The organism is Klebsiella sp. HMSC16C06 (genome assembly GCF_001808325.1).
GTDB classification, from domain to species: Bacteria; Pseudomonadota; Gammaproteobacteria; order Enterobacterales; family Enterobacteriaceae; genus Klebsiella; species Klebsiella variicola.
This window is the reverse complement of sequence record NZ_KV792984.1, coordinates 459,494-485,797: the sequence shown is the minus strand read 5'-3', so window position 1 is coordinate 485,797 and position 26,304 is coordinate 459,494. Positions and strand designations below refer to the sequence as shown.

General features: G+C 58.6%; 22 protein-coding genes. 8 read left to right on the top strand and 14 right to left on the bottom strand.

Going from position 1 to position 26,304, the window contains the following annotated elements; genetic code table 11:
• Both HMPREF3142_RS29780 and HMPREF3142_RS04645 read right to left on the bottom strand, forming a co-directional pair.
• Positions 1-1,012 (bottom strand): fumarate hydratase (locus HMPREF3142_RS29780; RefSeq protein WP_228706464.1); only part of this gene is annotated, 1,012 nt, incomplete at its 3' end.
• Between the two features lie 54 nt (positions 1,013-1,066).
• Positions 1,067-2,578 carry an anion permease gene (locus tag HMPREF3142_RS04645; protein ID WP_032738852.1) on the bottom strand — a complete coding sequence of 504 codons (1,512 nt, stop codon included), beginning with the start codon at positions 2,576-2,578 and terminating at the stop codon, positions 1,067-1,069.
• A gap of 641 nt (positions 2,579-3,219) precedes the next feature.
• Here HMPREF3142_RS04645 and HMPREF3142_RS04640 point away from each other — a divergent pair.
• Both HMPREF3142_RS04640 and HMPREF3142_RS04635 read left to right on the top strand, forming a co-directional pair.
• Positions 3,220-5,997, top strand: coding sequence for a flavocytochrome c (locus HMPREF3142_RS04640; RefSeq protein ID WP_064170116.1), 2,778 nt, complete (start codon positions 3,220-3,222; stop codon positions 5,995-5,997).
• A gap of 214 nt (positions 5,998-6,211) precedes the next feature.
• Positions 6,212-7,162: an FAD:protein FMN transferase gene (locus tag HMPREF3142_RS04635; RefSeq protein ID WP_023322540.1), complete on the top strand. Its 951-nt coding sequence runs from the start codon at positions 6,212-6,214 to the stop codon at positions 7,160-7,162.
• Here the strand turns inward: HMPREF3142_RS04635 and dcuR are convergent.
• Together dcuR and HMPREF3142_RS04625 are read right to left on the bottom strand one after the other, a co-directional pair.
• On the bottom strand, positions 7,143-7,862 hold the full coding sequence (dcuR, locus tag HMPREF3142_RS04630) for a two-component system response regulator DcuR (protein ID WP_008805043.1): 720 nt from the start codon (positions 7,860-7,862) through the stop codon (positions 7,143-7,145). The two genes, HMPREF3142_RS04635 and dcuR, sit on opposite strands and share 20 nt — an antisense overlap.
• Positions 7,859-9,475, bottom strand: coding sequence for a sensor histidine kinase (locus HMPREF3142_RS04625; RefSeq protein WP_048267872.1), 1,617 nt, complete (start codon positions 9,473-9,475; stop codon positions 7,859-7,861). The genes dcuR and HMPREF3142_RS04625 overlap by 4 nt, the downstream gene beginning before the upstream one ends.
• Positions 9,476-9,847: 372 nt before the next feature.
• Here HMPREF3142_RS04625 and HMPREF3142_RS04620 point away from each other — a divergent pair, with 372 nt between their 5' ends.
• The 3 genes from HMPREF3142_RS04620 (at position 9,848) to HMPREF3142_RS04610 (ending at position 13,774) form a co-directional block, all read left to right on the top strand.
• Positions 9,848-10,771, top strand: coding sequence for an N-acetylmuramic acid 6-phosphate etherase (locus HMPREF3142_RS04620; protein ID WP_008805041.1), 924 nt, complete (start codon positions 9,848-9,850; stop codon positions 10,769-10,771).
• A 307-nt stretch (positions 10,772-11,078) separates the two neighbouring features.
• The gene (mqo, locus tag HMPREF3142_RS04615) at positions 11,079-12,689 is read left to right on the top strand and encodes a malate dehydrogenase (quinone) (protein WP_224226274.1); all 1,611 of its coding nucleotides are present in this window, start codon (positions 11,079-11,081) and stop codon (positions 12,687-12,689) included.
• A 158-nt stretch (positions 12,690-12,847) separates the two neighbouring features.
• Complete coding sequence (locus tag HMPREF3142_RS04610; RefSeq protein ID WP_012968321.1) at positions 12,848-13,774, top strand: LysR family transcriptional regulator; 927 nt, start codon at positions 12,848-12,850, stop codon at positions 13,772-13,774.
• Here HMPREF3142_RS04610 and mdcH read toward each other — a convergent pair.
• The 9 genes from mdcH to HMPREF3142_RS04565 form a co-directional block, all read right to left on the bottom strand.
• Positions 13,764-14,666, bottom strand: coding sequence for a malonate decarboxylase subunit epsilon (gene mdcH, locus HMPREF3142_RS04605; protein WP_022066049.1), 903 nt, complete (start codon positions 14,664-14,666; stop codon positions 13,764-13,766). The two genes, HMPREF3142_RS04610 and mdcH, sit on opposite strands and share 11 nt — an antisense overlap.
• The gene (locus HMPREF3142_RS04600; protein WP_070611686.1) at positions 14,666-15,283 is read right to left on the bottom strand and encodes a malonate decarboxylase holo-ACP synthase; all 618 of its coding nucleotides are present in this window, start codon (positions 15,281-15,283) and stop codon (positions 14,666-14,668) included. Before HMPREF3142_RS04600 ends, mdcH begins: the two co-directional genes overlap by 1 nt.
• Before the next feature lie 3 nt (positions 15,284-15,286).
• Positions 15,287-16,246, bottom strand: coding sequence for an AEC family transporter (locus tag HMPREF3142_RS04595; protein ID WP_008805036.1), 960 nt, complete (start codon positions 16,244-16,246; stop codon positions 15,287-15,289).
• Positions 16,247-16,382: 136 nt separating this feature from the next.
• Positions 16,383-17,183: a biotin-independent malonate decarboxylase subunit gamma gene (gene mdcE / locus HMPREF3142_RS04590; RefSeq protein ID WP_008805035.1), complete on the bottom strand. Its 801-nt coding sequence runs from the start codon at positions 17,181-17,183 to the stop codon at positions 16,383-16,385.
• A complete protein-coding gene (locus tag HMPREF3142_RS04585; protein WP_008805034.1) occupies positions 17,183-18,016 on the bottom strand; it encodes a biotin-independent malonate decarboxylase subunit beta in 834 nt (277 codons plus the stop codon). Before HMPREF3142_RS04585 ends, mdcE begins: the two co-directional genes overlap by 1 nt.
• The gene (gene mdcC / locus HMPREF3142_RS04580) at positions 18,009-18,308 is read right to left on the bottom strand and encodes a malonate decarboxylase acyl carrier protein (protein ID WP_012541865.1); all 300 of its coding nucleotides are present in this window, start codon (positions 18,306-18,308) and stop codon (positions 18,009-18,011) included. The genes HMPREF3142_RS04585 and mdcC overlap by 8 nt, the downstream gene beginning before the upstream one ends.
• A 17-nt stretch (positions 18,309-18,325) precedes the next feature.
• Positions 18,326-19,168, bottom strand: a complete 843-nt coding sequence (locus HMPREF3142_RS04575) for a triphosphoribosyl-dephospho-CoA synthase (protein ID WP_046881527.1) — start codon at positions 19,166-19,168, stop codon at positions 18,326-18,328.
• The gene (gene mdcA, locus HMPREF3142_RS04570; protein WP_008805031.1) at positions 19,168-20,823 is read right to left on the bottom strand and encodes a malonate decarboxylase subunit alpha; all 1,656 of its coding nucleotides are present in this window, start codon (positions 20,821-20,823) and stop codon (positions 19,168-19,170) included. Before mdcA ends, HMPREF3142_RS04575 begins: the two co-directional genes overlap by 1 nt.
• Positions 20,824-21,048: 225 nt before the next feature.
• Complete coding sequence (locus tag HMPREF3142_RS04565) at positions 21,049-22,083, bottom strand: AI-2E family transporter (RefSeq protein ID WP_008805030.1); 1,035 nt, start codon at positions 22,081-22,083, stop codon at positions 21,049-21,051.
• Positions 22,084-22,524: 441 nt separating this feature from the next.
• Between HMPREF3142_RS04565 and kpnE the strand changes: the two genes are divergently transcribed.
• From kpnE to HMPREF3142_RS04550, 3 genes are all read left to right on the top strand, one after another.
• Positions 22,525-22,887 (top strand): multidrug efflux SMR transporter subunit KpnE, encoded by a 363-nt coding sequence (kpnE, locus tag HMPREF3142_RS04560; protein WP_008805029.1) that lies wholly within the window; start codon positions 22,525-22,527, stop codon positions 22,885-22,887.
• Positions 22,874-23,203 carry a multidrug efflux SMR transporter subunit KpnF gene (gene kpnF, locus HMPREF3142_RS04555; protein ID WP_008805028.1) on the top strand — a complete coding sequence of 110 codons (330 nt, stop codon included), beginning with the start codon at positions 22,874-22,876 and terminating at the stop codon, positions 23,201-23,203. Before kpnE ends, kpnF begins: the two co-directional genes overlap by 14 nt.
• A 107-nt stretch (positions 23,204-23,310) precedes the next feature.
• Positions 23,311-25,467, top strand: coding sequence for a putative bifunctional diguanylate cyclase/phosphodiesterase (locus HMPREF3142_RS04550; protein WP_023322546.1), 2,157 nt, complete (start codon positions 23,311-23,313; stop codon positions 25,465-25,467).
• Here the strand turns inward: HMPREF3142_RS04550 and HMPREF3142_RS04545 are convergent, their stop codons facing one another.
• The gene (locus HMPREF3142_RS04545; RefSeq protein WP_012968314.1) at positions 25,468-26,280 is read right to left on the bottom strand and encodes a trypsin-like serine peptidase; all 813 of its coding nucleotides are present in this window, start codon (positions 26,278-26,280) and stop codon (positions 25,468-25,470) included. It lies immediately after the preceding gene.
• Positions 26,281-26,304: the final 24 nt, after the last annotated feature.

Sequence of the window (26,304 nt, the reverse complement as noted above, 5' to 3'; positions counted from 1 at the left end):
GCTTCTCGATCCAGATGCCGTCGCGGTTGATTTTCGCTTTGATGTTGCGGTCGGCGGAGCAGGAGACGCCCATGCCGATCGGGCAGGAGGCGCCGTGGCGCGGCAGACGGATCACCCGGATATCGTGAGCGAAGTATTTCCCGCCAAACTGCGCGCCGAGGCCGAGGTTCTGCGCTTCCTGCAGCAGCTCCTGCTCCAGCTGGACGTCGCGAAACGCCTGACCGTGCTCGTTGCCTTCGGTCGGCAGGCCGTCGTAGTAGCGGGTGGAGGCCAGCTTCACGGTCTTCAGCGTCGCTTCTGCCGAGGTACCGCCGATCACAAACGCGATATGGTATGGCGGGCAGGCGGCGGTACCGAGGGTACGCATCTTCTCGACCAGATAGTTTTTCAGCTTCGCCGGAGTGATCAGCGCTTTGGTTTCCTGATAGAGATAGGTTTTATTGGCGGAACCGCCGCCTTTCGCCATACACAGGAACTTATACTCTTCACCGTCGACGCTGTAGAGATCGATCTGCGCCGGCAGGTTGGTGCCGGTGTTGACCTCTTTATACATATCCAGCGGCGCGTTCTGTGAGTAACGCAGGTTATCTTCGGTATAGGTGTTGTAAACGCCCTGCGCCAGGGCGGCTTCATCGCCACCGCCGGTCCAGACGCGCTGGCCTTTTTTACCCATGATGATGGCGGTGCCGGTATCCTGACAGGTGGGCAGAATACCTTTGGCGGCGATTTCGGAGTTGCGCAGGAACTGCAGCGCCACGTATTTGTCGTTTTCGCTGGCTTCCGGGTCGAGCAGAATCGAGGCGACCTGCTGCTGATGCGCCGGGCGAAGCATAAAGGAGGCGTCATGGAAGGCCTGCTGGGCGAGCAGGGTCAGCGCCTGCGGCTCTACTTTCAGAACCGGCTGGCCGTCAAATTCGGCGACAGAGACGTGCTCTTTGCTGAGCAGATAGTATTCGGTATCGTCGTGCGCCAGCGGGAACGGATCCTGATAAACAAACGGTTTAGTCGACATAGTCACTTACTCCATAAAGATAAAAACCGCCGGGGTGGTCCCGGCGGTTATGAATCAGAACATCATGGACATCCACGGATAGCCAATCAGCAGCAGGGCGGCCAGGAAGATGGCGCCAAAGATGGTGCCGAGGCGCCAGTAGTCTTTGGTCGGCAGGTAGCCGCTGCCGTAGTAGATTGGGCTTGGGCCAGTACCGTACGGGGTGATAATCCCCATCACGCCCAGCGAGGTGACCATCAGCAGGACGAACACTTCCATATTCATACCCGGAATGGTGGCCGCAATAGTCAGCATGGCCGGCAGCAGGGCAGTGGTGTGCGCGGTGGTGCTGGCAAACAGGTAGTGCAGCAGGTAGAACGCCAGCAGCAGGACGATGGTCGCCACGCCTGGGGAGATACCGCCCATCAGCGCGCCGCCCTCTTTACCCAGCCAGGCGATGAAACCGGTGGAGGAGAGGCCGTCGGCCAGCGCCACCAGGGTGGCAAACCAGACAAAGGTGTTCCACGCCGCTTTGTTGTTGGTGATGTCGCTCCAGGAGAGCACGCCGGTCCACAGCATCAGCACGATAACCAGCAGGGCGGCCAGCGCCGGTTCAATCCAGTCGGCGGCGAAGATCCACATCATCAGCGCGAAGCAGACGAACACCAGCAGCAGAATTTCATTGCGCGACAGTTTGCCCAGTTTTTCCAGCTCACGCGCGGCCCACAGCGGCACTTCGTTATTGATTTTCACTTCCGGCGGATAGAACCAGTAAGCCAGCAGCGGCATAGTCAGGATCAGCAGGACACCGAGCGGCAGGAAGGCGATGAACCAGGTCCCCCACGAGATGTTGATGCCGACGATGCTTTTTACCAGCGCCAGGGCCAGCAGGTTCGGTGCCAGCGCTGACAGGAACATCGAGCTGGTGATACAGGCGGCGGTGATCGCCACCCACATCAGATAGGAACCGATTTTACGCGCGCTCGGGTCGTTTGGTTTTGAACCGTACAGCGGCGGCAGGTTGGCAATAATCGGGTAGATGGTACCGCCGCTGCGCGCGGTGTTAGACGGCGTAAATGGCGCCAGCAACAGGTCAGCAAAGGTGATGGCGTAGCCCAGCGTCAGGCTGCGACGGCCAAGATATTTCACCAGGATCAGCGCCAGGCGGCGGCCAAACTGGGTTTTATCGTAGCCGGCGGCGAACATGAACGCGCCGAAGATAAGCCAGACCGTGGAGTTGCCGAAGCCGCTCACCGCCCATTTAAAGGAGGCGCCGGCCAGCTTGAAGCTCGGGGCGGCCATCTGTTCCGGGCTGAACAACAGCCACTGGCTACAGAGGGCGATCACCACCACGCCGGTGATGCCGATAACGGCGCCAGGCAGCGGTTCAAAAATTAACCCGACGATTACCCCGACGAAGATGGCGAAGTAGTGCCAGGCGTACGGCGGCAGGCCATCGGGGACGGGAACAAACAGTAACAGCACAGCGACGATAATCGGCAGCGCCATCATCAGGAGATGTTTTTTAGTCGCAGTCGTTGGATTGACTGCACCGGCAGGCGGTATGGTTGTCTTTTTCTCTTTCATAATGAGTATCTGCAAGTTGTTGAAAATAGCGTTTACGCCAGCGACATGCTCAGTGATTTCTTTAATTACAAAAGTTACTTTAGTTTTTATTTATCGTTTCTGAGTATCGTCAGGGCGTTTATTTAACGCGTTTGTCTGGGCGTTAAATTAAATTTGTTGGTTATTTATATATTGCGCTTTCAATGGCCGTTGCAATTGATCGAGATCAAGAAAAGCAGGTGATTTCACTATTTTTTTATTATCAGTATAACCCTATATGATGAGGTGTTAATTTGGCTAAAATATCGATAAATGTTAAAATAAAAATGAACATTTAATGCTGAATTTATCCATTATTTTCGTAACCACATGAAAATAAATGTTTTTATTGAAATTTGCGATCGTTTTTAATGTTAACATAAGTATCTAAAATGTTATCGTGCATTTGTATTATGTAAATGCTATTTATTATTTTAATAATACAATAGAGGTAGCGATGTTATTGTTGGGGTTAAATAGTTTTATAACTAACGTAATTGATTTAGTAACTAAAAAACACGCTATATTATTGGCATGACAACAGGAATTAAAAAACCAAAACCATTAATGATTCCGTCACCCCATTCTGAGTTTTTAATATTTTAAAATCTGGAGCGTAACTTATGACCAGTAACGAACGAATTCTGCAGCCATTTACTTTACCAAATGGTACGGAGCTGAAAAACCGTTTGCTCATGGCGCCGATGACCACCTGCACCGGTTATTTCGATGGGACTGTCACCAGCGAGCTGGTGGAGTACTATCGCGCTCGCGCCGGCAGCATCGGCACCATTATTGTCGAGTGCTGCTTTATTGATGACTACGGCCTGGCCTTCCCGGGCGCGATCGGCATCGATAATGATGAAAAAATTGCCGGCCTGGCGAAAATCGCCGAGGCGATCAAAGCGCAAGGTTCAAAAGCGATTCTGCAGATCTATCACGGCGGACGCATGGTCGACCCGCAGCTGATCGGGGGGCGCCAGCCGGTGGCGCCAAGCGCTATTGCCGCGCCGCGTGAGGGCGCCGCGATGCCGCGGGCGCTGAGCGGAGAAGAAGTGGAAGGGATGATCGCCAAGTTTGGCGACGGCGTCCGTCGCGCCATTCTCGCCGGTTTCGACGGCGTCGAAATTCACGGCGCCAACACCTATCTTATCCAGCAGTTCTATTCGCCGAACTCCAACCAGCGCGACGACGAGTGGGGCGGTAGCCGCGACAATCGCGCTCGTTTCCCGCTGGCGGTCCTCGACATCACCCACAAAATGGCCCGCCAGTACGCTGACGATGCCTTTATCATCGGCTATCGCTTCTCGCCGGAAGAGATGGAGGTCCCGGGGATCCGCTTCGACGACACCATGTATCTGCTGGAAAAGCTGGCCGCCCGCGGTGTCGATTATCTGCACTTCTCGGTGGGCGCGACCCTGCGTCCCTCTATCGTCGATACCAGCGACCCGACGCCGCTGATCGAGAAATACTGCGCGATGCGCTCTGAAACCCTGGCTCAGGTGCCGGTGATGGGCGTCGGCGGGGTGGTTAACGTTGCTGATGCCGAGCTGGGCCTCGATCACGGTTATGACCTGATCGCCGTGGGCCGCGCCTGCATCGCCTATCCGGACTGGGCGGCACGCATCGCCGCCGGTGAAGAGCTGGAGCTGTTTATCGACAGCACCCAGCGCGAGGCGCTGCACATTCCGGAACCGCTGTGGCGCTTCTCGCTGGTGGAAGCGATGATCCGCGACATGAGCATGGGCGACGCTAAATTTAAGCCGGGGATGTTTGTTGAAACCGTTCAGGATGACGCCAATGAACTGGTGATCAACGTTAGCCTCGAAAATGATCATATTGCCGATATTGAACTGGCGGCGAGCCCGGTGCAGACCGTCGAGTTCACCACCAGCTTCGAAGAGATCCGCGAACGTATTCTGACCGCCAACACCCCGCACGTGGACGCCATTTCCGGTGCTACCAGCCAGAGCGAAGCGGTGAAAAAAGCGGTCGCTAAAGCGATGCTGAAATCCAGCAAAGCGCTGGCAGCGGAAGAGGGCGGCAATGACGCCGCGCCGAAAAGTTATGACGTGGTGGTGGTCGGCAGCGGCGGCGCCGGCCTGGCGGCAGCCATTCAGGCTCACGACGAAGGCGCCAGCATCCTGATCGTCGAAAAAATGCCGACCATTGGCGGCAACACCATCAAGGCTTCCGCCGGGATGAACGCCGCGGAAACTCGCTTCCAGCGGGTCAAAGGTATTCAGGACAGTAAAGAGTTGTTCTATCAGGAAACCCTGAAGGGCGGCCACAACAAAAACAACCCGCAGCTGCTGCGTCGCTTCGTGGAGAATGCGCCGCAAGCCATTGAGTGGCTGGCGGACCGCGGCATTATGCTCAACGACATCACCACCACCGGCGGGATGAGCATTGACCGTACCCACCGTCCGCGCGACGGGTCAGCAGTCGGCGGCTATCTGATTAGCGGCCTGGTGCGCAACATCACCAAACGCGGGATCGACGTCCTGCTGGATACCTCGGTGGAAGAGATCCTGATGAGCGGGGATGAGGTGAGCGGTGTACGTCTGGTCAACGACGAAAAAGAAGTCATTGAAGTACAGACCAAAAGCATCGTAGTGGCCACCGGCGGCTTCAGCGCCAACAGCGCGATGGTGGTGAAGTATCGTCCGGACCTCGAAGGCTTCGTCACCACCAACCACAAAGGGGCAACCGGGAGTGGTATCGCGCTGCTGGAACGCATCGGCGCTGGCACCGTGGATATGGGCGAAATTCAGATTCACCCCACCGTCGAACAGCAGACTTCGTACCTGATTTCCGAATCGATTCGCGGCGGCGGCGCTATTCTTGTTAACCAGCAGGGGAACCGCTTCTTTAACGAAATGGAGACCCGCGATAAAGTCTCGGCGGCGATTATCGCCCTGCCGGAACACTATGCGTACATTGTCTTTGACGAGCATGTGCGGGCGAAAAACAAAGCTGCCGATGAGTACATCGCCAAAGGCTTCGTCACCAGCGCCAGCTCGCCACGTGAACTGGCGGAGAAACTGGGGATGGATTACCATGCCTTCCTCGCCACCCTCGAGTGTTACAACGGGGCAGTCGAAAAACAGCATGATGAACAGTTTGGCCGCACAACCGCGCTGCGCGCGCCGATTAACGAAGGCCCGTTCCATGCCATTCGCATCGCCCCCGGGGTGCACCACACCATGGGCGGCGTGACCATTAACACCGATGGCGAAGTGCTGAACGTTGACCAGCAGCCGATCCGCGGCGCCTACGCCGCCGGTGAAGTGGTGGGCGGGATCCACGGCGGCAACCGCATCGGCGGTAACGCGGTCGCGGATATCATCATCTTCGGTACCCTCGCGGGCCACCAGGCGGCGAAACGTGCCAGAGGATAACAGGTAATTGCTGATGCCGGGCTGGTGCTTTTGCCGCCCGGCTTAGAGCCTATCTCATTAGGGCTATTTTGCTTGCCATGTTGAACCTGGGCAGTGCTCGAAATCCTCACGTACTACGTGTACGCTCCGGTTTCTGCGCGCTGTCCGTGTTCAAACTGGCTGCGCCAATTACGCCTACTGGGATAGGTTCTTATCCCTTCTGAAGGAGAGCCCGATGTCCGATAACCGTGTCTATAGCTACTCCGCCGTCCTGATGGGTTCCCCCATTCTGCTCAAACTTTATTCCCACGATGAGGCGCTGGCCTCCCGCGTATTTCAGTTAATTAAACGTTACGAAGATCTGCTTACCGTTAACCGTGCCGAGTCGCAGGTGATGGATATCAACCATGCCGCCGGACGCCATCCGGTCACGGTCAGTCGCCCGGTCTTTCAGCTGATTCAGTGCGCCAAAGCCGCCAGCATGGTGCGCGACAGCACCTTTAATCTTGCCATCGGCCCGCTGGTGAAGCTGTGGCGAATTGGCTTTCACGGGCACAGCGTGCCTGACGCGGCTGATATCAGAGCCCGACTGGCGCTGACCCGCCCACAGGAGGTGATCCTTGATGAGGCAACCTGCAGCGTGTTTCTCCAGCAGCCGGGGATGGAGTTGGATCTCGGGGCGATCGCCAAAGGCTATATCGCTGACCGCGTGCGCGATTATCTCCGTCAGCAGCAGGTGGAGAAGGCGCTGATCAATCTCGGCGGCAATGTGCATACCCTCGGCGAATGGACCATTGGCCTGAAAAAACCGTTTGCCGACGCGCAGGCGCTGATCGGCTCCCTGACGATCAACGGACAGTCGGTGGTCACTTCCGGAACCTATGAACGTTATTTTGAGCAGGACGGCAAACGCTGGCACCATATTCTCGACCCGCGCAGCGGTTATCCGCTGGATAACGAACTCGACAGCGTGACGGTGATTTCCACGGATTCTTTAGACGGCGATATCTGGACTACGCTGCTGTTCGGCCTCGGCGTAGAGAAGGGCTGCGCAGCGCTGCGTCAGCGTGAGGATATCGACGCGATTTTCGTCACCAAAAATCGCGACATCATTCTCTCATCGCGGCAGCGGCTGCGTTTTTCGCCGCTGGACAGCGGCTATCAGGTTATTGACTGTACTGCTTAAGCAAACTGTACTGTTCGGCGACCAGGCGGTAGCGATAGACCGGTCGCCCGGTAGCGCCGTAGTGGATAGTGGTGTAGAGGATATTGATCTGCGCCAGCCAAATCAGATATTTGCGGCACGAGACGCGGGAGATATTTACGGCCGCCGCCAGCTCATCGGTAGAGAATTCAACGTCCGGATGGGCGTCAATCCACTGGCAGAGCGTACGCAGCGTTTGCGCGGTTAGCCCCTTGGGCAGCTTGCGCGCGTCGCTGGCCTCCGGCGCGCCGCCGTGCAGCAGACGGTCGACGTCGGCCTGTTCGTAATACGGCTGGCCGGTCATCAGTTTACGCTTCTCCCGCCAGGTGGTGAGCGCCTCTTCAAAGCGCGGAAACTGGAAAGGTTTGATCAGGTAATCAACCACCCCGTAATGCATCGCGGTCTGCACCGTGGCGGCGTCTGCCGCCGAGGTGATCATGATGACATCGATAGCGCGCCCCGACTCGCGGATGGTCGGCAGTAGATCCAGCCCGCTGTCCTGTTGCATGTAGACATCCAGCAGCACCAGATCGATCTCCCGCTGCTTATCGTTAATCATCTCCTGGGCCTGACTGAGCGTCGAAGCGCTCCCGCTGCAACGAAAGCCGGGAACTCTTGCCACGTACAGGCGATTCAGTTCGGCCACCATCGCATCATCGTCAACAATCAACACATTTATCACGCACGTTTCCTTTTACTATCCCAGGGGAGATGAACAAAAAATTGGGTAAATACGCCGGGTTCCGACTCGACGGCGAGGGTGCCGCCCAGTTCGCGCAGCTGCTGGTTGGCGAGAAACAGCCCGACGCCACGATTCTCGCCTTTGGTGGAGAAACCTTTGTTAAAGATAGCGTCGATATTATTTTCCGGGATCCCCGGTCCGTCATCGCTCACTTCACCGCTTAGCCAGCCGTCCTGGTAGTGCAGCAGCAGGCCGATCTCACCCTCCGCATGGCCGCTCATGGCGTCCAGCGCGTTCTCGATAAGATTGCCCAGCACCGTCACCAGTACCGTGACCTGCTTCTCGTTCGGGCAATCCGGCACCAGGCTCTCTTCCGCCAGCGTCAGCGTAAAGCCGCACTCGGTGGCGCGCTGAATTTTACTTATCAGGAAGCCCGCCACCACCGGGGATTTAATGCGGTGCTGAATGTCGCCGATGTCCGCCTGATAGCGGTGGGCGGTCTGCAGCACGTATTCCTCGAGTTTGCCATAGCTTTTCATATTCAGCAGGCCGAGGATCACGTGCAGTTTATTCATAAATTCATGAGAGGTGGTGCGCAGGGCATCCACATAGCTCATCATGCCATCCAGCCGCTGCAGCAGCTGGCTCACCTCGGTCTTATCGCGGAAGGTACAGATGGCGCCGACCACCGCTTCCTGGCTGCGAATGGGCACCGTATTGCCGATCAGCAACAGGCCATTGCATCCCAGTTCGCGGTCGTACATCGGCTCGCCGCTCTGCAAGACGGTCTGCAGGTCGGCGAGCAGCGGCGTGTGGGCCAGGGTTTTGTCCGGGCCGGAAAAGAGGATCTCCTGCGCCGCTGGGTTGATCAAATTAACTTCGCCGTGGGCATCGACGGCAACGACGCCCTCCTTCAGGGCGTGAAGCATGGCCTGACGCTGTTGAAACTGGGTGGAAATCTCCTGCGGCTCCAGCCCCAGCAGGACGCGCTTCAGACCGCGTACCAGGCTCCAGGTGCCCAGCGCGCAGACCAGCGCGCTGAACAGGATTGTCAGGAGTACGTCCCAGCGGCTGTTGGCGATCTGTTCGTCCACTTTACTCAGCGAAATGCCGACCACCACCACGCCAATTTGCTGGCGCTGGTCGTTGAACACCGGGGTGAACACCCGTAGCGCCGGGGCCAGTACGCCGTGGTTAATGGCAACGTTCTCTTTTCCCTGCAGCGTGGGCAGGATATCCCGGCCGATAAACCGCTTACCGATGATAGAGGTATCCGGATGCGAATAGCGAATACCGTGCATATCGGTGACGATAGCGTACAGCAGGTCGTTGCGCCGGGTGATGGCCTGCGCCAGCGGCTGAATGATCTGCTGCTGCGGGGGCGCCTCCAGTCCGCGCTTCACCTGCGGCATATCGGCCATGGTGCGCGCCACCGCCAGCGCGGTCTCTTTCAGACCGTCGCGGGTGGCATTGCTTATCTGCATATACCACAGGGCATACACCAGCAGCAGCACGGCGCCGATGACGCTGCCGATCATCAAGGACACGGCGGTGCTCAGCTTTAACGGTAAGGCGCGTTGGCGAACGCGAGGCGGGTGCTCTGAAGCCTTCATGACGATCCCGGATAGATTCAGTGAAGGCATATTATCGCCGATAGGACGGTTTTCATAAAGCCGTGTAATCAAAGCCAATCGAGGCGGTTTAGCCGATACGTAAACCGTTTCACATGTTCTGCCAACAATCCTTCTGGCTGGCCATGCCGGCGAGCGGCGAAGATGAGACGTAAGACAGCATTGCTCATATAACCGACAATCGCCCGTAAACGAGCGTTGGGGACGGTAAACTGTGACCCCGACGGCGGTAAAGCACAGAACATTCCACTTATAGTGGCGGCAGAGGTTAAATAGACCTGATGAATATAAGGATATGCATCAGGCCGCTGATGTCGCCGAGATGCGCTTTTTCTGTTGTAAATGGAGGTTGTTATGAACAGTTCGCTAACCGCTGCAATGCAGGCCCGCCGTCACCCGGATACCACTCACATCGATCGTCTCGCCACGGCAGACATGCTGGCGATGCTGCATCAGGATGATAAGCAGATATCGGAGGCGGTCGGCGCCTGCCTGCCGGACATCGCCCGGCTGATTGATGTCGCCACCGCGACGATGGGCCGGGGAGGGCGCCTGGTCATTATCGGCGCTGGAGCGTCAGGCCGGACGGCCATCGAGGCGGTCAGCGACTATTCGCCGGAAGGCAAACACGCGCTGGTGGGACTGATTGCCGGTGGGCAGACGGCGGCGATGGCCGAGCGGGAAACCGCAGCAAATAATTATGACCTGGGCGCCTTTGAACTGCAGTCGCTGGACTTTTCCAACCACGATATGCTGCTGGCGTTGACCGTCAGCGGCAAGACGCCGTGGGTGTGGGGCGCGATGCGCCACGCCTGGTCTCTGGGGGCCCCTATCGCTGTCGTCACTCAGCAGGCGGCCAGCGAGGCGGCGCAGCTGGCGGATATCATTATTGCCCCACAGACCGGGCCGGAAGCGGTGGCAGGCTTAGCCAATCCGAAGGCTCAACTGGCCCAGCGGCAGATCGTCAACATGCTGACGACCGGGCTCGCCATCCGTGACGGTCGGGTGTACAGCAATCTGCGGGTGGACGTGCAGGCTGACAATTCGCACTGGGCGGAGCGGCAGATAGCGATTGTCATGGCGGCCACCGACTGCACGCGCAGTGAAGCAAAAGCGGCACTGGCCAGCTGCCATCAGCACTGCCGCACCGCGATCCTGATGCTGCTCAGCGGGCTGGATGCCTGGCACGCGCGCGAGCTGCTGACGCAACATCACAATCACCTGCGTCTCGCCCTGCGCGAAGCACAGCGCAGCAGCACGACCACTCCCGCCCATTAACCCCTCAGCCAGGCGCGCGCGATTGTCGTACGCGCCTGGACTTTATTAACTAAAAAAATCTCTCTTTTTTATTTTTCTCAGCAATCAGGCTGAATTTTCGATCTTATTTTTCACCAGGTATCATTTTGATGTCTCGCTTTGCTTTTTTAAGTTAAATAATTATTTGATTAAAAATGCCAGAGTGTAAATGATATTTTAAAATAAAGTAAAAGTGCGTTAATATGCTGCCTCTTATTACCGTGTGCTACGTGATAATTCTATTATGCCTGCAATGAAAAAAACGATTATTTCCTTTACCGCATTAGCGATGTTCGTCAGCGCGGCGACGCATGCTGAAGCGGATACCTCGAAAAAAACCGACTTCCTGCTGATTGGCGGCGGGATCATGAGCGCCTCGCTCGGCACCTGGCTGCAGGCGCTGCAGCCGGACTGGAACCTGACCATGGTGGAGAAACTGGACGGCGTGGCCCTGGAATCTTCCAACGGCTGGAATAACGCCGGTACCGGCCACTCAGCGAATATGGAGCTGAACTATACCCCGGAACGAGCGGACGGGTCGATTGACGTCAGCAAAGCGCTGGATATTAACGAACAGTTTATGATTTCCCGTCAGTTCTGGTCGGCACAGGTGAAACGCGGTATTTTGCACGACCCGCACTCCTTTATTAACTCCACACCGCATATGAGTTTCGTGTGGGGCGATAATGTGGATTACCTGCAAAAACGTTATAACGCGCTGCAGCAGACCACCTTATTCCAGGGAATGAAATTCTCCACCGATCACGCGCAAATTAAACAGTGGGCGCCGCTGGTGATGGAAGGTCGCGATCCGCAGCAGAAAGTGGCCGCCACCTGGACGCCGGTGGGTACCGATGTCAACTACGGCGAAATTACCCGCCAGCTGATCGGCAGCCTGAAGAAAAATAACCACTTCACCCTGCAAACCTCCTCCGAGGTGACCGATTTCAAACGCAATGCTGACAACTCCTGGCACGTGACGATTAAGAACGTGCAGAGCGGGGACGCGCAGACTATTGACGCCAAATACGTCTTTATCGGCGCCGGCGGCGGCGCGCTGAAGCTGCTGCAGAAAACCGGCATTCCGGAAGCGGATAACTATGCCGGTTTCCCGGTGGGCGGCTCGTTCCTGATGACCGAGAACCCGGCGGTCACTGCGCAGCATCTGGAGAAAGTCTACGGTCAGGCTTCGGTCGGCGCGCCGCCGATGTCGGTGCCGCATCTTGACGCTCGTTATCTCGACGGGAAGCGCGTGGTGCTGTTCGGGCCATTCGCCACCTTCTCGACCAAGTTCCTGAAAAATGGTTCGTTCTTTGACCTGCTCAGCACCACCACCACCGATAACGTGCTGCCGATGACCCACGTCGGTCTCGACAACTTCGATCTGGTGAAATATCTCGTCAGCCAGGTGATGCTCAGTGATGATGACCGTTTTGCTGCGCTGAAAGAGTACTACCCGGACGCGCGTAAAGAAGACTGGAAATTGATCCAGGCCGGCCAGCGCGTGCAGATCATTAAGAAAGACGCAGAGAAGGGCGGCGTTCTGAAGCTGGGTACCGAAGTGGTGGTCGATCAGCAGAAAACGATTTCTGCGCTGCTCGGCGCGTCGCCGGGGGCTTCCACCGCCGCGCCGATCACCCTGAACGTACTCAAGCAGATGTTCCCGCAGCAGTTTAACTCGCCGGAGTGGCAGAGCCGTATTCACGCTATCGTGCCGAGCTACGGTCAGAAGCTGAACGGTAACGTGGCGCTGACCCAGCAGGTATGGGATGACACCGCCGCGGCGCTGCAGCTGACTAAGCCGCCGGTGATCCAGATGCCAGCGGCTGCGCCGACCGCGACCGCCAAACCGGCAGAGCCGCCGCGCGACGCCTCGCCGCAGCACGATATGGCGCTGTAAAAGCACATTCGTGCAGTGAACAAAAGGGAAGACCACGGTCTTCCCTTTTTTGCGTTCATTTCACGTCCCTGCCGCACGTTGCCTGCAACTTTGCCGTCATAAAAGATATACTGGTTTGAATTGAAAAAAGAAAAGTAAACCAGGAGTGTGGAAGGGCTATGAAAGACGATATCAACCAGGAGATCACCTTCCGCAAGCTGTCGGTCTTTATGATGTTTATGGCGAAGGGCAATATCGCCAGAACCGCCGAAGCCATGAAGCTCAGCAGCGTTAGCGTGCACCGCGCGCTGCATACGCTCGAAGAGGGTGTCGGCTGCCCGCTGTTTGTTCACAAAGGGCGCAACCTGCTGCCGCTGCAGGCGGCGTGGACGCTGCTTGAATACTGCCAGGATGTGATGAGTCTGATGAGCCGTGGGCTTGAGGCGACGCGTAAAGTCGCCGGCGTCGGTCAGGGACGGTTGCGCATCGGTACCCTCTATTCGCTGACGCTGGAAACCGTTCCACGCATCATCATGGGGATGAAGCTGCGTCGCCCGGAGCTGGAGCTGGATCTGACCATGGGCTCCAACCAGATGCTGCTGGATATGCTGGAGGACGATGCGCTGGATGCTATCTTAATCGCCACCAATGAAGGCGAGTACAATCATTCGGCCTTCGACGTGGTGCCGCTGTTTGAAGATGATATCTTCCTCGCCGCGCCGGCGACGGAACAGCTGAATACCACAGAGCTTGCCGACCTGCGCGATTATGCCGATCGTAAGTTTGTTTCGCTGGCGGAAGGGTTTGCGACTTATGCCGGGTTTCAGGAGGCCTTTCAGGTGGCCGGTTTTGAGCCGGAAATTGTGACCCGGGTGAATGATATCTTTTCGATGATAAGTCTGGTGCAGGCGGGCGTCGGCTTCGCGCTGCTGCCGGGACGCATGAAGAAAGTCTATGAAAACGATGTGCAGCTGTTAAAGCTGGCGGAACCCTATCAGATGCGCCAGCTGATCTCTATCGTCTATTCGCACCATCGCGAGCGCGATGCCGACCTGCTGGCGCTGGCGGCGGAAGGGCGGATGTACGCCCGCAGTATTAATCGCTAAGCCGCTGCGCCAGATGGCGGGCGACGTCTACGCCGCTGCGTTCCAGCGCAATGGTCTCGCCGCGCCAGCCCGCCTGGCGGGTCAGGCAGGTGAGCACCCCGCCGGGCGGCATCTCGATTGCCAGCCTGGCGTCGCGTTCATCGGCGGCAATCATCGCCTCCTGCCAGTGCACGGTGCGCGCCATGTTCATCGCCAGATCGTCGGCGATCCGCTGCGGATCCCACAGCACGCGCGCCGTCGAGCCGCTTAAATAGGCGCGCTGAGGGCGCGTTAAGGTGACGTCGGCAAAGGCTTTTGCCAGCGCTGCGGCGGGTTTATCCAGCAGTGCGCAGTGCGAGGGTACGCTGACCGCCAGCCGCTGGGCTTTACTGGCGCCAGCCCGCAGCGCCAGCTGCGCCACCTCGGCCATGGCCTCATCGCGCCCGGCGATCACGATCTGCGTTTCGGCGTTGAGGTTGGCGAGATAAACCTCGTGGCCCTGCATCAGCGCCTCAACCCGCGGGCGGGTCAGCCCCATAATCGCCGTCAGCCCGTAACCTTCGGGATAAGCCTGCTCCATTAAATCGCCGCGCAGCGCCACCAGCCGCAACGCGCTGGCGAAATCGAGCGCGCCGGCAATCACCGCTGCCGGAAACGCGCCGATAGAGAGGCCGCTGACCATCTGCGGATCCACGCCCTGGCGCTGTAGCTCGCGCGCCCAGGCGACCCCGGCGATCAGCAGACAGAGTTGTACCGCACGGGTGTGTTTTAGCGCGTCGGCGCTATCGAGAGTAGCGACTTCATCCCCCAGCACGGCGCGCGCCTGGGTGAAGATAGCCTCGCGATCGGGGAGGGCCGCCAGCATGCCGGGGCGCTGGCCGCCCTGACCGGGAAAAGTAAATAAAATCTTCATCATTCCTCCCTGTGCCACGGCGTCGCGGTTAAGCGTGCGCCATGGGATGTTTTCAGCAGCGCACGGCCATCGCGCAGCCACTCATTAAGGGCGAAGGCGCCGTAGGGCGTTTCTACCTGGGTATCGGCGCGGCACGGCAGTTGGGCCACACGGGCCTGCCATTCGCGCAGCGCCTCGCGATCCAGCGGCTGCGGCGCGCGGATCAGCAGATCCAGATCGCTTGCCGCATGGAGTACCGGGATCTCAGTGGCCAGCGCATAGCCGGTACTGCCGGTGACGCCCCAGCCCCAGGACCAGGGGTATAAGGTAAGGGCGATAGCCGCCTGAACCGGCGGCTGTGAAACAAAAGGGGAGCCCAGCAGACGCTCGCGCTCCACCAGCATTTCCGGCGTCACGCAGCGCACGATATTGTGCGCCTGGACCCAACCGGCGGCGCGCTGCTCGCGCTTCATGCCCCGCACCCCCACCGGGATGCGGGCCTGGTCATCAACGTCGCGTCTCACCACCACCGGCAGCGCGGCTCGCCACTGCTGAGCCACCCACGGCTCGGCAATAGCTTCCAGGGCGCTGGCGTGGTTTAACCAGAGTAAATCGTGGGGACGCGGCGTTGATGACATGGTTTACAGTCCTGAAGTCAAAGAGATAAACAGCGGTAGCGACAGGATACACAGAACCGAGCTTAACAGCAGCACGGCTTCAGCATCAGGAGACTGGACGCCGAAGCGGTTGCCGAAGACCACGCCGAAGAAGCCGGCGGCCAGGGCAATCATCAGGATCGCGGTAATGGCGATAGAGCCGTGCAGACCCAGCAGCATCACCAGACCCCAGGCAATAAACGGCTGCACCAGCAGTTTCACGATGGTGGAAGTGGCGATCAGCGTATTGAGCTGCAGTTTACGTGCCGACAGGATCACCCCGGTGAGGAACAGCGCGGCGGCGGTGGCGGCCAGGCCCAGCGGTTTGATGGAGGCCAGCAGCATTTCCGGCATTTTAATGCCGATAGCGGAAAGCACCACCCCAAGCAGCGGGCCCCAGACGATCGGTTTTTTCACCGAACGCCACATCAGCACCGGCAGCATCGCCAGCGTAGAACCGCTGTTTTCACCTGCGGCGCGGGCTTTTTCACGTTCCAGAATCAGCAGGCAGAACGGGGTCATCAGTACCGAGCCGCAGGCGATAGAGACCGCCACCGACAGCGAGGTTGACGCGCCTTCACCCAGCACGCTGCCGAGGATCGGCAGACCCAACGCGGCATAGTTTGGCAGGGCGACGGTGAGGGTCAGCACCGCAGCATCCTGCGGCGTGCGTTTGAACACGCTGGTGGCGAGGAAGTAGATCGCGGCATAGGTGATCCACATCGCGCCGGTCAGCACCAGCACCAGCGGCGACTGGGCGACGATACCGGCCCACGGCGTTTGTACCGTGGCGCTAAACAGCGTGGCGGGTAAGGCAAAATCCATTACAAAGATATTGAGCAGGGAGACATTTTTATTATCTACCATCCCGGCCTTACCGGCCCAGAAGCCCAGCAGCATAATGACGAAAATCGGGGCAAGAGCATGAATAATCACATAAGTCATAAATCACCTGTAAATAAAATAGAGTACTGGCGCGATTGTTATTTTTTCTAAAAGCCGCCCCTTCCCGGAGCGTGTATTCCGCGCTCCGGGGGACAGCTTCCGGCAGGTTTTCTTCTACTACTTACGTACGAACGTTTTACCAGCTGGCGCGCATGCGATCGCGAACCAGTTGTGAGCTGCGGCGGTTTTCCGCGCCCAGGCGGCACTTCAGTGAGGTATCTTTGCGCGCGTCAGCGATGGCGTCGCGCAGGGTACGGCTGACCAGCGACAGATCGCCTTCGTCTGGCGCATCCGGATTATTAATATCCAGAAGGGCGGAGAGCAGGCCGAGCGTCGCATAGTTGCTGACGTCGTAGGCCATTGGCGGGATTGTCGCCGCCAATTTCTCCAGCGCCTCCACGGTACGCAGCGTAATGCGCGCTGCCGATTCTTTACCCATCGCGTGGACCAGCACACCGCTATCGTTAAAGGCGATCAGGCGGTTGGCCTGATAGCCGTGGGCCAGAAACGCCCCGGACATCGCTTTTCCGACAATCAGGCCAATCACCGGGTGGCCGGCAAGACGGGCTTTGGCGTAGGCGCCCGCGGCTCCGGCCAGCGCCTGGTGGATGCCGAAAGCTTCTTCGCGGCGGCCATAGGCCTGGCTTGGGACATCAATTACCGCGACGATCGGCCGTTTGACAGGCTGGTCGGCGTCAGCGGCGATGGTTTCATTGACCACTTTCGCCAGCGTCCAGCCTTCCAGCAGGCCGACTTCGCCGCCGGCGGCGCGCGGGTAGTGGTTGTTGGCGTCAGGCACCACGGCGATAAAGCGGACGCTTTCGCCAGCAATCTGGCCATCTGCGACCTGTACCGACGGGCACAGACCACTCATCAGCGGCGCGTCGGGCGCCAGTTTATTCAGCCACAGCGCGGCGCGGTTTGGGAACTGACTCATTATTTATCCTCCCGGGCAAAAAGCTGTTTAATCTGCGCGGTATCCGCCTGCTGGCGGGTATCGAACTGGCTCAAGCGACGCAGATAATCGTCATAGTTGTCGCTGCGGTGCTGTACCGGTACGCCTTTGGCGATCGCCTCATTCATTGCGGTTTTAACGGCGTTAACGCCATCGTTAACCAGCGCGTCGACCAGTCCGCTGGCGGCGCGAATTTCACCCCCGGTCATGCTCCAGATAAACGGCCGGTTGCGGGAGTCGTACTCTTCAATGCCGGCTTCCTGCTCGATAACCTGCGGGCCGTTGAGGCCAAGACGGGCTTCACGAGTGACGATAAGGTAGCTGCACAGCGCCGCGGCGATGGACATGCCGCCGAAGCAGCCGACGGTACCGGTAATAATGCCGACGACCGGGGTGTAGCGGCGCAGGTCGACAATCGCGGCATGAATATCGGCGATGGCGGCCAGACCGAGGTTGGCCTCCTGCAGACGTACGCCGCCGGTTTCGAGGCACAGCACCGCCTGGGTCGGGATACCGTTGCGGTTATCTTCCGCCGCCAGCTCCAGCGCGGCGGCCATTTTGGCGCCGGAGACTTCGCCCATACTGCCGCCCTGGAAGGTGCCTTCGATGGCAATCACCACCGCAGGTTGGCCGTTGATCGTGCCTTTGGCGACCACCATACCGTCGTCGGACTGTGGGACGATGCCCTGCGCGCCGAGCCACGGCGACATAATGCCTTCAAACGGATCCAGCAGTTCGCGGTAGCTGCCGTCGTCCAGCAGGGCGTGGGCGCGTTCGCGAGCGCGCAGTTCGATAAAGCTGCGATCGTTACGCATGAGCGGCCTCCTCAAAGACTTGTTCAATACGAATACGAGCGACGCCCGGCGTGGCGCCGAAGTCGTGGATAATCAACTGCCCGGCGGGCAGACCGTTGATCAGGTTCAGCCTGTCGAACAGCGCCTGCCAGCGCGCCTGGCTGTTATCCACGGAGGTGGTGATCTGTACGTTGAGCGTGGCGCTCTGTGCGGCGGTATAAAGCACTTCCATATCGCCTGAACCTACGACCCCTGCCAATGCTTTGCCGCTGAGGGCGCGGTTGGCAGGAAATGACAATGTAATCTGTTCCATAACATCCTCTGAATGCGTTAGCCGGCAACCCGGTCGAGAAACAGGGTGGCGGCAAGGAGATCGGCCGCGCCACCCGGCGAGGCGTTGTGCGCCAGCATCTGCCCATCAAGGCGCGCCAGCGCGGCGCGACCGGCGACGCTGGCGCAACCGCCCGCCGCCAGAACCTCGCGGGCGCCTTGCTGCATAGCGTGCAGGCCATTCATGCCGGCGCGCGACAGCACGCAGGTATCGCTCAGCGAGGTCATGATGGCCATCAGCGCATCAAGGCGCGCCTGCGGCTCGCTGGCGCCTCGCGCCCGGCTCTGCTGCAGTTGCGGCAGCGCCAGGGTGGTAACATGCGGAAATCCGCGCTGCGCTTCCTCGCGTGCGCCCGGCACCTGCCAGCGGCGGCTGGCGCGCAGCCCCTTACTAAAGCTTTTCGGCGCGAAGCCGTCAGGCAGGCGGGCGAGGGCGGCGGCGGCGGCGGCGATCGCCTGTGATTGACCCTCTCCACCCAACATCGCCACCGCGCTGACCAGCAGGCCCAGCGCCCAGATAGCGCCGCGGTGGGTGTTAACTCCACCCGTCGCCATCATCATCTGCGCTTCACCTTCGCGACCGAGGCGGCCGACGGTTTCGCGCAGGGCGATATCCGCCGGACGCTGCCAGCTTTGCTGCGCCAGCGCGTGAAAGGTCGGCTGCAGACTGCGGGCGGAGCGTTCCATCAGGTCCAGATTAAGATCCTGATGCGCGCCGTTGCCGCGACTATCGACCAGGCCCGGTTTCGGACTCAGACGGGCTTCGTCAATCAGACACGCGCTGGCGGTATGCGCCAGCCAGCTGACGCGGCTTTCTGCGTGCAGGGGGGAGAGATTTTTCATTACCAGCTCCGGAATTTTGCCGGTGGGTTGTACAGTCCGTCGGACCACTCCACCAGGTCGGCGACGCTGCCGGCCGCCAGCAGTGAGCGGGTGGCATCGCTACGGCGAATGCCGATATCTTCCGGGTACACCACTTTGCCGCTCTGGCGCAGGGCGGCGACGCGTTTGGCGTCCACCCCGAGGCCAATATCGGTGATCCCGGCCACCGCGGCGACCATCGCCCGGCGCTCTTCAAGGCTCTCCGCGCGGTACAGGTAAGCGATACCTTCTTCGGTCAGCACGTGAGTCACGTCATCGCCATAAATCATCACCGGCGCCAGCGGCATGCCGGAGGTTTTCGCCACCTCAACCGCGTCGAGGGTTTCAACGAAGGTCGGTTTCACGCCGGCCTGGAAGGTTTCGACCATCTGCACCACCAGTTTTTTCCCACGCTGCATCGGGTCTGGTTCAGTGATCATATTGAGCCAGGCCGGGGTGGCGTGGCGGCGACCGTGCGGGTCGTGGCCCATGTTCGGCGCGCCGCCGAAGCCGGATAGGCGGCCGCGGGTGACGGTGGAGGAGTTAGCCAGGCCATCAACCTGCAGGGTCGAACCGATAAACATATCTACCGCGTACTGACCTGCCAGCTGGCAGAAGGCGCGGTTAGAGCGCATTGAGCCATCCGGGCCGGTAAAGAAGATATCCGGGCGGGCGCGGATGTACTCTTCCATCCCCAGTTCGCCGCCGAAACAGTGCACGCTCTCCACCCAGCCGCTCTCGATGGCCGGGATTAAGGTCGGATGCGGGTTCAGCGTCCAGTGTTTACAGATTTTGCCTTTCAGTCCGAGCTGTTCGCCATAAGTGGGCAGCAGCAGTTCAATGGCAGCGGTATTAAAGCCGATACCGTGGTTAAGCGACTGCACCTGATGCTCCGCGTAGATGCCTTTGATCGCCATCATCGCCATCAGAATGTGTTCTTGCTTAATCAGGCGCGGGTCGCGGGTGAACAGCGGTTCAATGAAGAACGGTTTGTCGGCGACCACCACGTAATCAATCCACGAGCCGGGAATATCGACGCGCGGCAGATCGCATTCGTCGTCCACCAGTTCGTTGACCTGGGCTATCACAATGCCATCGTGGAAGGCGGCGGCTTCGACCAGCGCCGGGGTATCTTCAGTACTTGGCCCGGTGTACAGGTTGCCTTTGCGGTCGGCTTTATAGCCCGCGATCAGCGCGACGTTTGGCGACAGATCAACGTACAGGCGGGAGTAGAGTTCGATATAGGTGTGGATGGCGCCGATTTCGAGCAGGCCATCTTCCAGCAGCTGCGAAATGCGCAGGCTCTGGGTGCCGGAGAAAGAGAAATCCAGTTTACGGGCAATGCCTTTTTCAAACAGGTCCAGATGCTCGCTGCGCCCGACGCTGGGCATAATCATATGCAGGTCGTGAATTTTTTGCGGATTGACCTCGGCGAGCATGCGGGAGAGGAAATCAGCCTGTTTCTGGTTGTTGCCTTCCAGCACCACCCGATCGCCCGGGGCGAGCAGATTTTCCAGTACGCTGACCAGCTGGTCAGTGGGGATGACTTTGCCGGCGATCTTCGCTTCGGCCAGCCGCCGCTGTTTTTCCGTCCGGCGACGGTTCCAGACCCGCGCCGTCGTTTGTTCAGCATTCATTGTTAACCTCCTGATTCGACAAATCGTTTTGTTTGTCCTGGTGGAAGTTAGTGTGCGATGCGCGGCGCTGCGCATCAATTAAGCACGGCGGCTAATTGTTAGCTTTAGAGTAACGATTGGGTCTTACCGTTTGTGATAGGGATCAATAATACGAAAGGCGTAGTGGTCTAAGGGAAGAGCGCAGGTGAGGAAGCCGGCCGGTACACGGCCGGCCGTGGGAAGGGGTTATTCTTTACTGACATCACTTAATAAGAAAGCAATACTCTGACCGCCGCTGGTCTGCTCGAGGGCAATTTTGGCGATAATCGTCAGTGGCACCGACAGCAGCATGCCGACCGGGCCCAATAGCCAGCCCCAGAAGATCAAGGACAGAAACACTACCAGCGTGGAGAGCCCCAGGCCACGTCCCATCACCCGTGGCTCCAGAATGTTGCCGAACACCAGGTTGACGATCAGGTAGCCGGCCAGGACCACCAGCGCCTCGTACAGCCCGCCAAACACCAGTACCTGCAGGATCGGCGGGATGGCCGCCAGCACGGAGCCAATATTGGGAATATAGTTGAGCGCGAAGGCCAGCAGTCCCCACATGAAGGCGAAGCGCACGTCCAGCAGCACTAGCATGCCCCAGACCACCAGGCCGGTCACCAGGCTAATCGCGGTTTTCAGCACCAGATAATGCGACACGCTGTCGATGGCCCGCTGAATGGCGCCCATCCCTTCAACCGGACGGGACATCAGCTGTTGCAGCTTGGCGGGAAGCTGGGGGACCTCCAGCAGCATAAATACCACCGTCAGCAGCAGCAGAAAAATCGAGGACATCGCGTTCGACAGCTGAGTGAGCAGGCTGGTGACCAGCGTCATCACCGCGTTAGGGTCGATGTATTTATTCAGCTCCACCACCGAGACGGTGAACCCCATGCGCTGCAGCCAGGGGGCGATGGTTTGCATCGGCTCGTAGAGATAGTTGCGATATTGCGGTAAGGTGCGCGCCAGCTCGTTAAGCGAGGTCCCCAGCGAGGCCAGCAGCACAATGGCCAGCATGACGATGAGGCCAATCAGCATCGAGATCGCCAGCACGCGCGGGACCCGGCAGCGGACCAGCAGTTGTACCAACGGATTAATGATCACCGCCAGAAAGAGGGCGAGAATAAAGGGGACAATAATGTCCGCCGCAAAGCGAATGCCGGTAAGGATGATCACCAGCATGCCCAGCATGATGACCATCTTTAATCCGTTAAGTGTAATAATGGGTTTAGCCATAGGTCCCGACCTCAATCTTCCTTGCCTATTAACAGGTTGCGTTACATTAGCATAATGACGTTTTTTTGCAGAAAAAACGCATTGAAGCAAAACGGCGGCGTAAAGAATTGCAAATTCTTTGAATTAAATGTAGCACTATGCTACAAATTTATCTGTGTATAACTACTGAGGACAATTTTCATCCGCAACGGACGAGAAGCAACACCGCGGATAATTGTAATTTTATGGACAATCAGTTCAGGATGTATATTTTAAACCACCCCGCAGTCTCTCTCTCTTTTTCCCGTTTTGCCGGCGAGCAGCACTGGCATTCGGCGCTATAGTCACCTTCTCTCTGCCTGAGCTGGCGCCAAGCGCACAGCGAAATCTACGTCAGAAATTTTCCTGTTTACGCCTCGCGTAAACGGTAATGGATTATATTCTCAAGCAGGAGAAGGGATCATGTTTTATTGGATTTTATTAGCTTTAGCTATTGTTGCTGAAATTACCGGCACCTTGTCGATGAAATGGGCGAGCGTGAGCGGTGGTCATACCGGTTTTATTTTAATGCTGGCCATGATTGCTCTGTCATATATTTTTCTTGCCTTTGCGGTTAAAAAAATTGCCCTGGGTGTGGCCTACGCGCTATGGGAAGGGATCGGCATTTTGCTGATTACCGTGTTTAGCGTGCTGTTGTTTGATGAAAGCCTGTCGCCGCTGAAGATCGCCGGCCTGACCACCCTGGTGGTGGGGATCGTCTTAATTAAGTCCGGCACCCAGAAAAAAGCGTCGTCAAAGCAGGAGGTGGCCCATGCAGCAGTTTGAGTGGATCCACGCCGCGTGGCTGGCCGTCGCCATCGTGCTTGAAATCATTGCCAACGTCTTTTTGAAGTTTTCCGATGGCTTCCGCCGCAAAGTCTACGGCATCCTGTCCCTGGCGGCGGTGCTGGGCGCGTTCAGCGCCCTGTCGCAGGCGGTTAAAGGGATCGATCTCTCGGTCGCCTATGCGCTGTGGGGCGGCTTCGGTATCGCGGCGACCATCGCCGCCGGCTGGGTGCTGTTTGGTCAGCGCCTGAATAACAAAGGCTGGGCGGGGCTCATCCTGCTGGTGGCCGGCATGGTGTTAATTAAACTCGCCTGACGTCTCGCCGCCTGCAAAGCCAGGCGGCAAAACAGGTCCTCTGTAGTATGCTTAACTCAAGATCAGCCCCTCGCTGATAGTGTGCCTGGTGACGATGAGGACTGCGCATGTTCACTGCTTTCGGCTGGCGGAAAATTCCTTCCGCCAGGACGTTGTCAATAATGATATTCCTCGCCGGCCTTGGACTTACCGCGTCGGTCATTTCTCTGCTGTATCTCTCACAACACCTGATTGCCAGCAAATCTAATGAAATCGATCAGCAGCGTTCGGTGCTGTCGGTGGAAGGGGCGGTACAGACCTCGGTCAATCGGGTGCTGTCGCTGGTGCTGGACAATGCCATCTGGGATGACGCGGTAACGCAGACCTACGCCCCGTCACTCGATCAGAAATGGCTGTACGATTCCTGGGGATCAGGCTTCAAAATCAATAACCTGTACGATGGCACCTTTGTCCTCGATGAACATTATCGTATCCTGTGGGGCGCCTTTCAGAGCCAGGTGCTGCCCCGGACTGACCTCTCATTTCTAGGGGCTGGCCTGACCAGTCTGATCCGCTCTCATGCGCAAGCATTGCGTGAGGGAAAAAACGCCTTTGCCGGTATCACGCGCACGGAGGCCGGGATCGCCTTTGTCGGCATCGGCCTGATACGCCCAACGACAGGTCGGCTTCAGGTATTTGATGCGACGCGGCGCTATCTGGTGATAACCCGGCATATCAACCCCCAACTGCTGGAGCGCCTGGGTGACACCTTTCAGATTCGTCATCTGCATCTCGCCGAGGGTCCTGGCGCCTACCGTATTCCGCTGCGAACGCAGGCGGATGAGGTGCTGGGATACCTGGCCTGGCAGCCGCGCCTGCCTGGCGCTGAAGCGGCGCAGGCCTCGTCAGGCAGCATGGGACTGATCGCCGGGGTGGCGGCCAGCCTGATCCTGCTGTTTATCCTTTTTAGCAGTTTGGGCATGTATAAGCTGGCGCGCGGGGAGCGTCAGGCGCGGGAGATAGCCATGATTGACTGGCTGAGCCGTCTGCCTAACCGGCGAGCGCTTCTGCTGCGGTTAAGCCAGGTATGCGAGACGGGGAAACACGATATTCAGTGCGTGGTGTTTATCGATCTGGATGGTTTTAAGGACGTCAATGATAACTATGGTCATGATGTCGGCGACGCCCTGATCCGCCATATCGCCAGCGCCCTACAGACGCGGGTACCGACGGGGGCCATGCTGGCGCGGATGGGCGGGGATGAGTTCGCCATGGCGGTGAGCGGCGCAAAGGCGATTGACCGGGCGGCGGCGTTCGCCTGGGCAGCGCTGGAGCTGCTGAAAGCGCCAGTGACGCTCAGCAAACGCAAAATTTATATCGGCGCCAGCATTGGCATCGCCAGCGGCGCCCCGGCGGAATGTTCCAGTACCGAGCTGTTTCGCCGGGCCGACATCGCCATGTACCACGCCAAGAAGAGCGGGAAGGGGCGGACGGCCTGGTATGACGATGCGCTGGATGCTGTGCGGCGTCATCAACTGATGATTGAGAACGGCATCCGCCAGGGGCTGGAGCAGGATGAATTTGAGGTCTGGTATCAGCCGGTGGTCGATGCCGATACCCTGGCCATGACCGGCGTGGAGGCGCTACTGCGCTGGCCGCGACGCCCGCAGGGGGCGCTGGCGCCGGATGCGTTTATTGCCATCGCCGAGAGCAGCGGCCTGATTGATGCCCTCGGGCAGTTCGTTCTGCAACGCGCCTGCAGCGACCTGCAGCCGGTTGACGATCTCCTTTTGTCGGTGAACATCTCGCCAGCGCAATTTCGCGACCCGGCTTTTGAAAACCGGGTGATGAAGACCGTCGCGGCCTGCCGCTTTCCGCCGTCGCGCCTGCAGGTGGAGGTGACGGAGAGCTATGTGCTGGAAAATCCGGAACGTTCGCAGGCGGTGGTGGAGAATCTGAAGGCCCAGGGTATTGCCGTGGCGCTGGACGATTTTGGCACTGGCTACTCAAGTATTGGCTATTTACGCCGCTTTCGCTTTGATAGCCTGAAGATCGACAAATCTCTCGCCGGGCGGGTGGACAGCGATGAACAGGCGGCGGAGATGGTGCGCGGGACGGTGCGCATTGCCCGCGCGCTGGGGATGACGGTCGTGGCGGAGGGGGTTGAGGATCTGCAGCAGCTGACGCTGCTGCGGCGGGCCGGCTGCGACCGGCTTCAGGGGTACTATTTCAGTAAACCGATGCCGATCGCCGATCTGCTGCAGCGGCGTCAGTCGCAGGGGTGATTACTCTCCGGCCAGTGCTTCCAGCTTATCGCGAAAGCCGGTAACCGAAATGGCGCGGTTGTCAGCCCGCCAGCGATCCTGCGGACCGGGAGCGGAGCTTTGCACGGCGATCACTTGCCAGCCGTCCTCCGTTTTCAACAGCAACGGCGACCCGCTGTCACCAGGCAGCGTATCGCACTGATGCGACAGCACGCTGTTTTGCGCCCAGCCGGTCACGATGCAATCCTGATGGCTGTACAGATTATCCAGATGATCCTCCGGATATCCCGATTGGGTCACTTTACGGTCCGCTGCCTTCAGCGCAGCGGTGAGATCGGCCTTGCTACCCGGGAAGAGTGGGATCGGCGTGATGCCCGAGGGAGCATAGCGCAGTACGATCAGGCCAAAATCTGACGGCGCCGCGGCGGAGGGCACGATCCAGCCATCGCCATCGGCCTTCAGGCGCTTACCTAAGGCCGGATCCACTCGCCCTTCAATGCCGTGAATTTCATATACCCAGCCGCCCTTGCGCGAAATAAAGCGCAGAGCAACCGCTTTGTCCGGTTTGCCGCGCGGAGGCGTCAACAGACAGTGGCCAGCGGTCAGCGCCAGGTGAGGGGAGATAAGCGTCGCTGTGCACAGATTGCCGCTGGCGGTTTCCAGTTGGCCGATCGCATCCCACGGGCTTTCCTCGGGGTGGCTCACCGCTTTTCGGTCATCATGGCCGAAAAACAGCGTCTTAATATCTTTGGCGCTCAGTCCGCTATCATCGGCATGTGCGCCCAGAGGTAACAGATAAAATGAACACAGCAATAACAGAACGTCTCTACGCATATCACTCTCTGGGGAGGCTATGAT

What these genes read in the sequence shown, in the direction of transcription:
- HMPREF3142_RS04645 (WP_032738852.1), bottom strand. Translation starts at nt 2,578, where the DNA reads ATGAAAGAGAAAAAGACAACCATACCGCCTGCCGGTGCAGTCAATCCA.
- HMPREF3142_RS04640 (WP_064170116.1), top strand. Translation starts at nt 3,220, where the DNA reads ATGACCAGTAACGAACGAATTCTGCAGCCATTTACTTTACCAAATGGT.
- HMPREF3142_RS04635 (WP_023322540.1), top strand. Translation starts at nt 6,212, where the DNA reads ATGTCCGATAACCGTGTCTATAGCTACTCCGCCGTCCTGATGGGTTCC.
- HMPREF3142_RS04625 (WP_048267872.1), bottom strand. Translation starts at nt 9,475, where the DNA reads ATGAAGGCTTCAGAGCACCCGCCTCGCGTTCGCCAACGCGCCTTACCG.
- HMPREF3142_RS04620 (WP_008805041.1), top strand. Translation starts at nt 9,848, where the DNA reads ATGAACAGTTCGCTAACCGCTGCAATGCAGGCCCGCCGTCACCCGGAT.
- mqo (WP_224226274.1), top strand. Translation starts at nt 11,079, where the DNA reads ATGTTCGTCAGCGCGGCGACGCATGCTGAAGCGGATACCTCGAAAAAA.
- HMPREF3142_RS04610 (WP_012968321.1), top strand. Translation starts at nt 12,848, where the DNA reads ATGAAAGACGATATCAACCAGGAGATCACCTTCCGCAAGCTGTCGGTC.
- mdcH (WP_022066049.1), bottom strand. Translation starts at nt 14,666, where the DNA reads ATGAAGATTTTATTTACTTTTCCCGGTCAGGGCGGCCAGCGCCCCGGC.
- HMPREF3142_RS04600 (WP_070611686.1), bottom strand. Translation starts at nt 15,283, where the DNA reads ATGTCATCAACGCCGCGTCCCCACGATTTACTCTGGTTAAACCACGCC.
- HMPREF3142_RS04595 (WP_008805036.1), bottom strand. Translation starts at nt 16,246, where the DNA reads ATGACTTATGTGATTATTCATGCTCTTGCCCCGATTTTCGTCATTATG.
- mdcE (WP_008805035.1), bottom strand. Translation starts at nt 17,183, where the DNA reads ATGAGTCAGTTCCCAAACCGCGCCGCGCTGTGGCTGAATAAACTGGCG.
- HMPREF3142_RS04585 (WP_008805034.1), bottom strand. Translation starts at nt 18,016, where the DNA reads ATGCGTAACGATCGCAGCTTTATCGAACTGCGCGCTCGCGAACGCGCC.
- mdcC (WP_012541865.1), bottom strand. Translation starts at nt 18,308, where the DNA reads ATGGAACAGATTACATTGTCATTTCCTGCCAACCGCGCCCTCAGCGGC.
- HMPREF3142_RS04575 (WP_046881527.1), bottom strand. Translation starts at nt 19,168, where the DNA reads ATGAAAAATCTCTCCCCCCTGCACGCAGAAAGCCGCGTCAGCTGGCTG.
- mdcA (WP_008805031.1), bottom strand. Translation starts at nt 20,823, where the DNA reads ATGAATGCTGAACAAACGACGGCGCGGGTCTGGAACCGTCGCCGGACG.
- HMPREF3142_RS04565 (WP_008805030.1), bottom strand. Translation starts at nt 22,083, where the DNA reads ATGGCTAAACCCATTATTACACTTAACGGATTAAAGATGGTCATCATG.
- kpnE (WP_008805029.1), top strand. Translation starts at nt 22,525, where the DNA reads ATGTTTTATTGGATTTTATTAGCTTTAGCTATTGTTGCTGAAATTACC.
- kpnF (WP_008805028.1), top strand. Translation starts at nt 22,874, where the DNA reads ATGCAGCAGTTTGAGTGGATCCACGCCGCGTGGCTGGCCGTCGCCATC.
- HMPREF3142_RS04550 (WP_023322546.1), top strand. Translation starts at nt 23,311, where the DNA reads ATGTTCACTGCTTTCGGCTGGCGGAAAATTCCTTCCGCCAGGACGTTG.
- HMPREF3142_RS04545 (WP_012968314.1), bottom strand. Translation starts at nt 26,280, where the DNA reads ATGCGTAGAGACGTTCTGTTATTGCTGTGTTCATTTTATCTGTTACCT.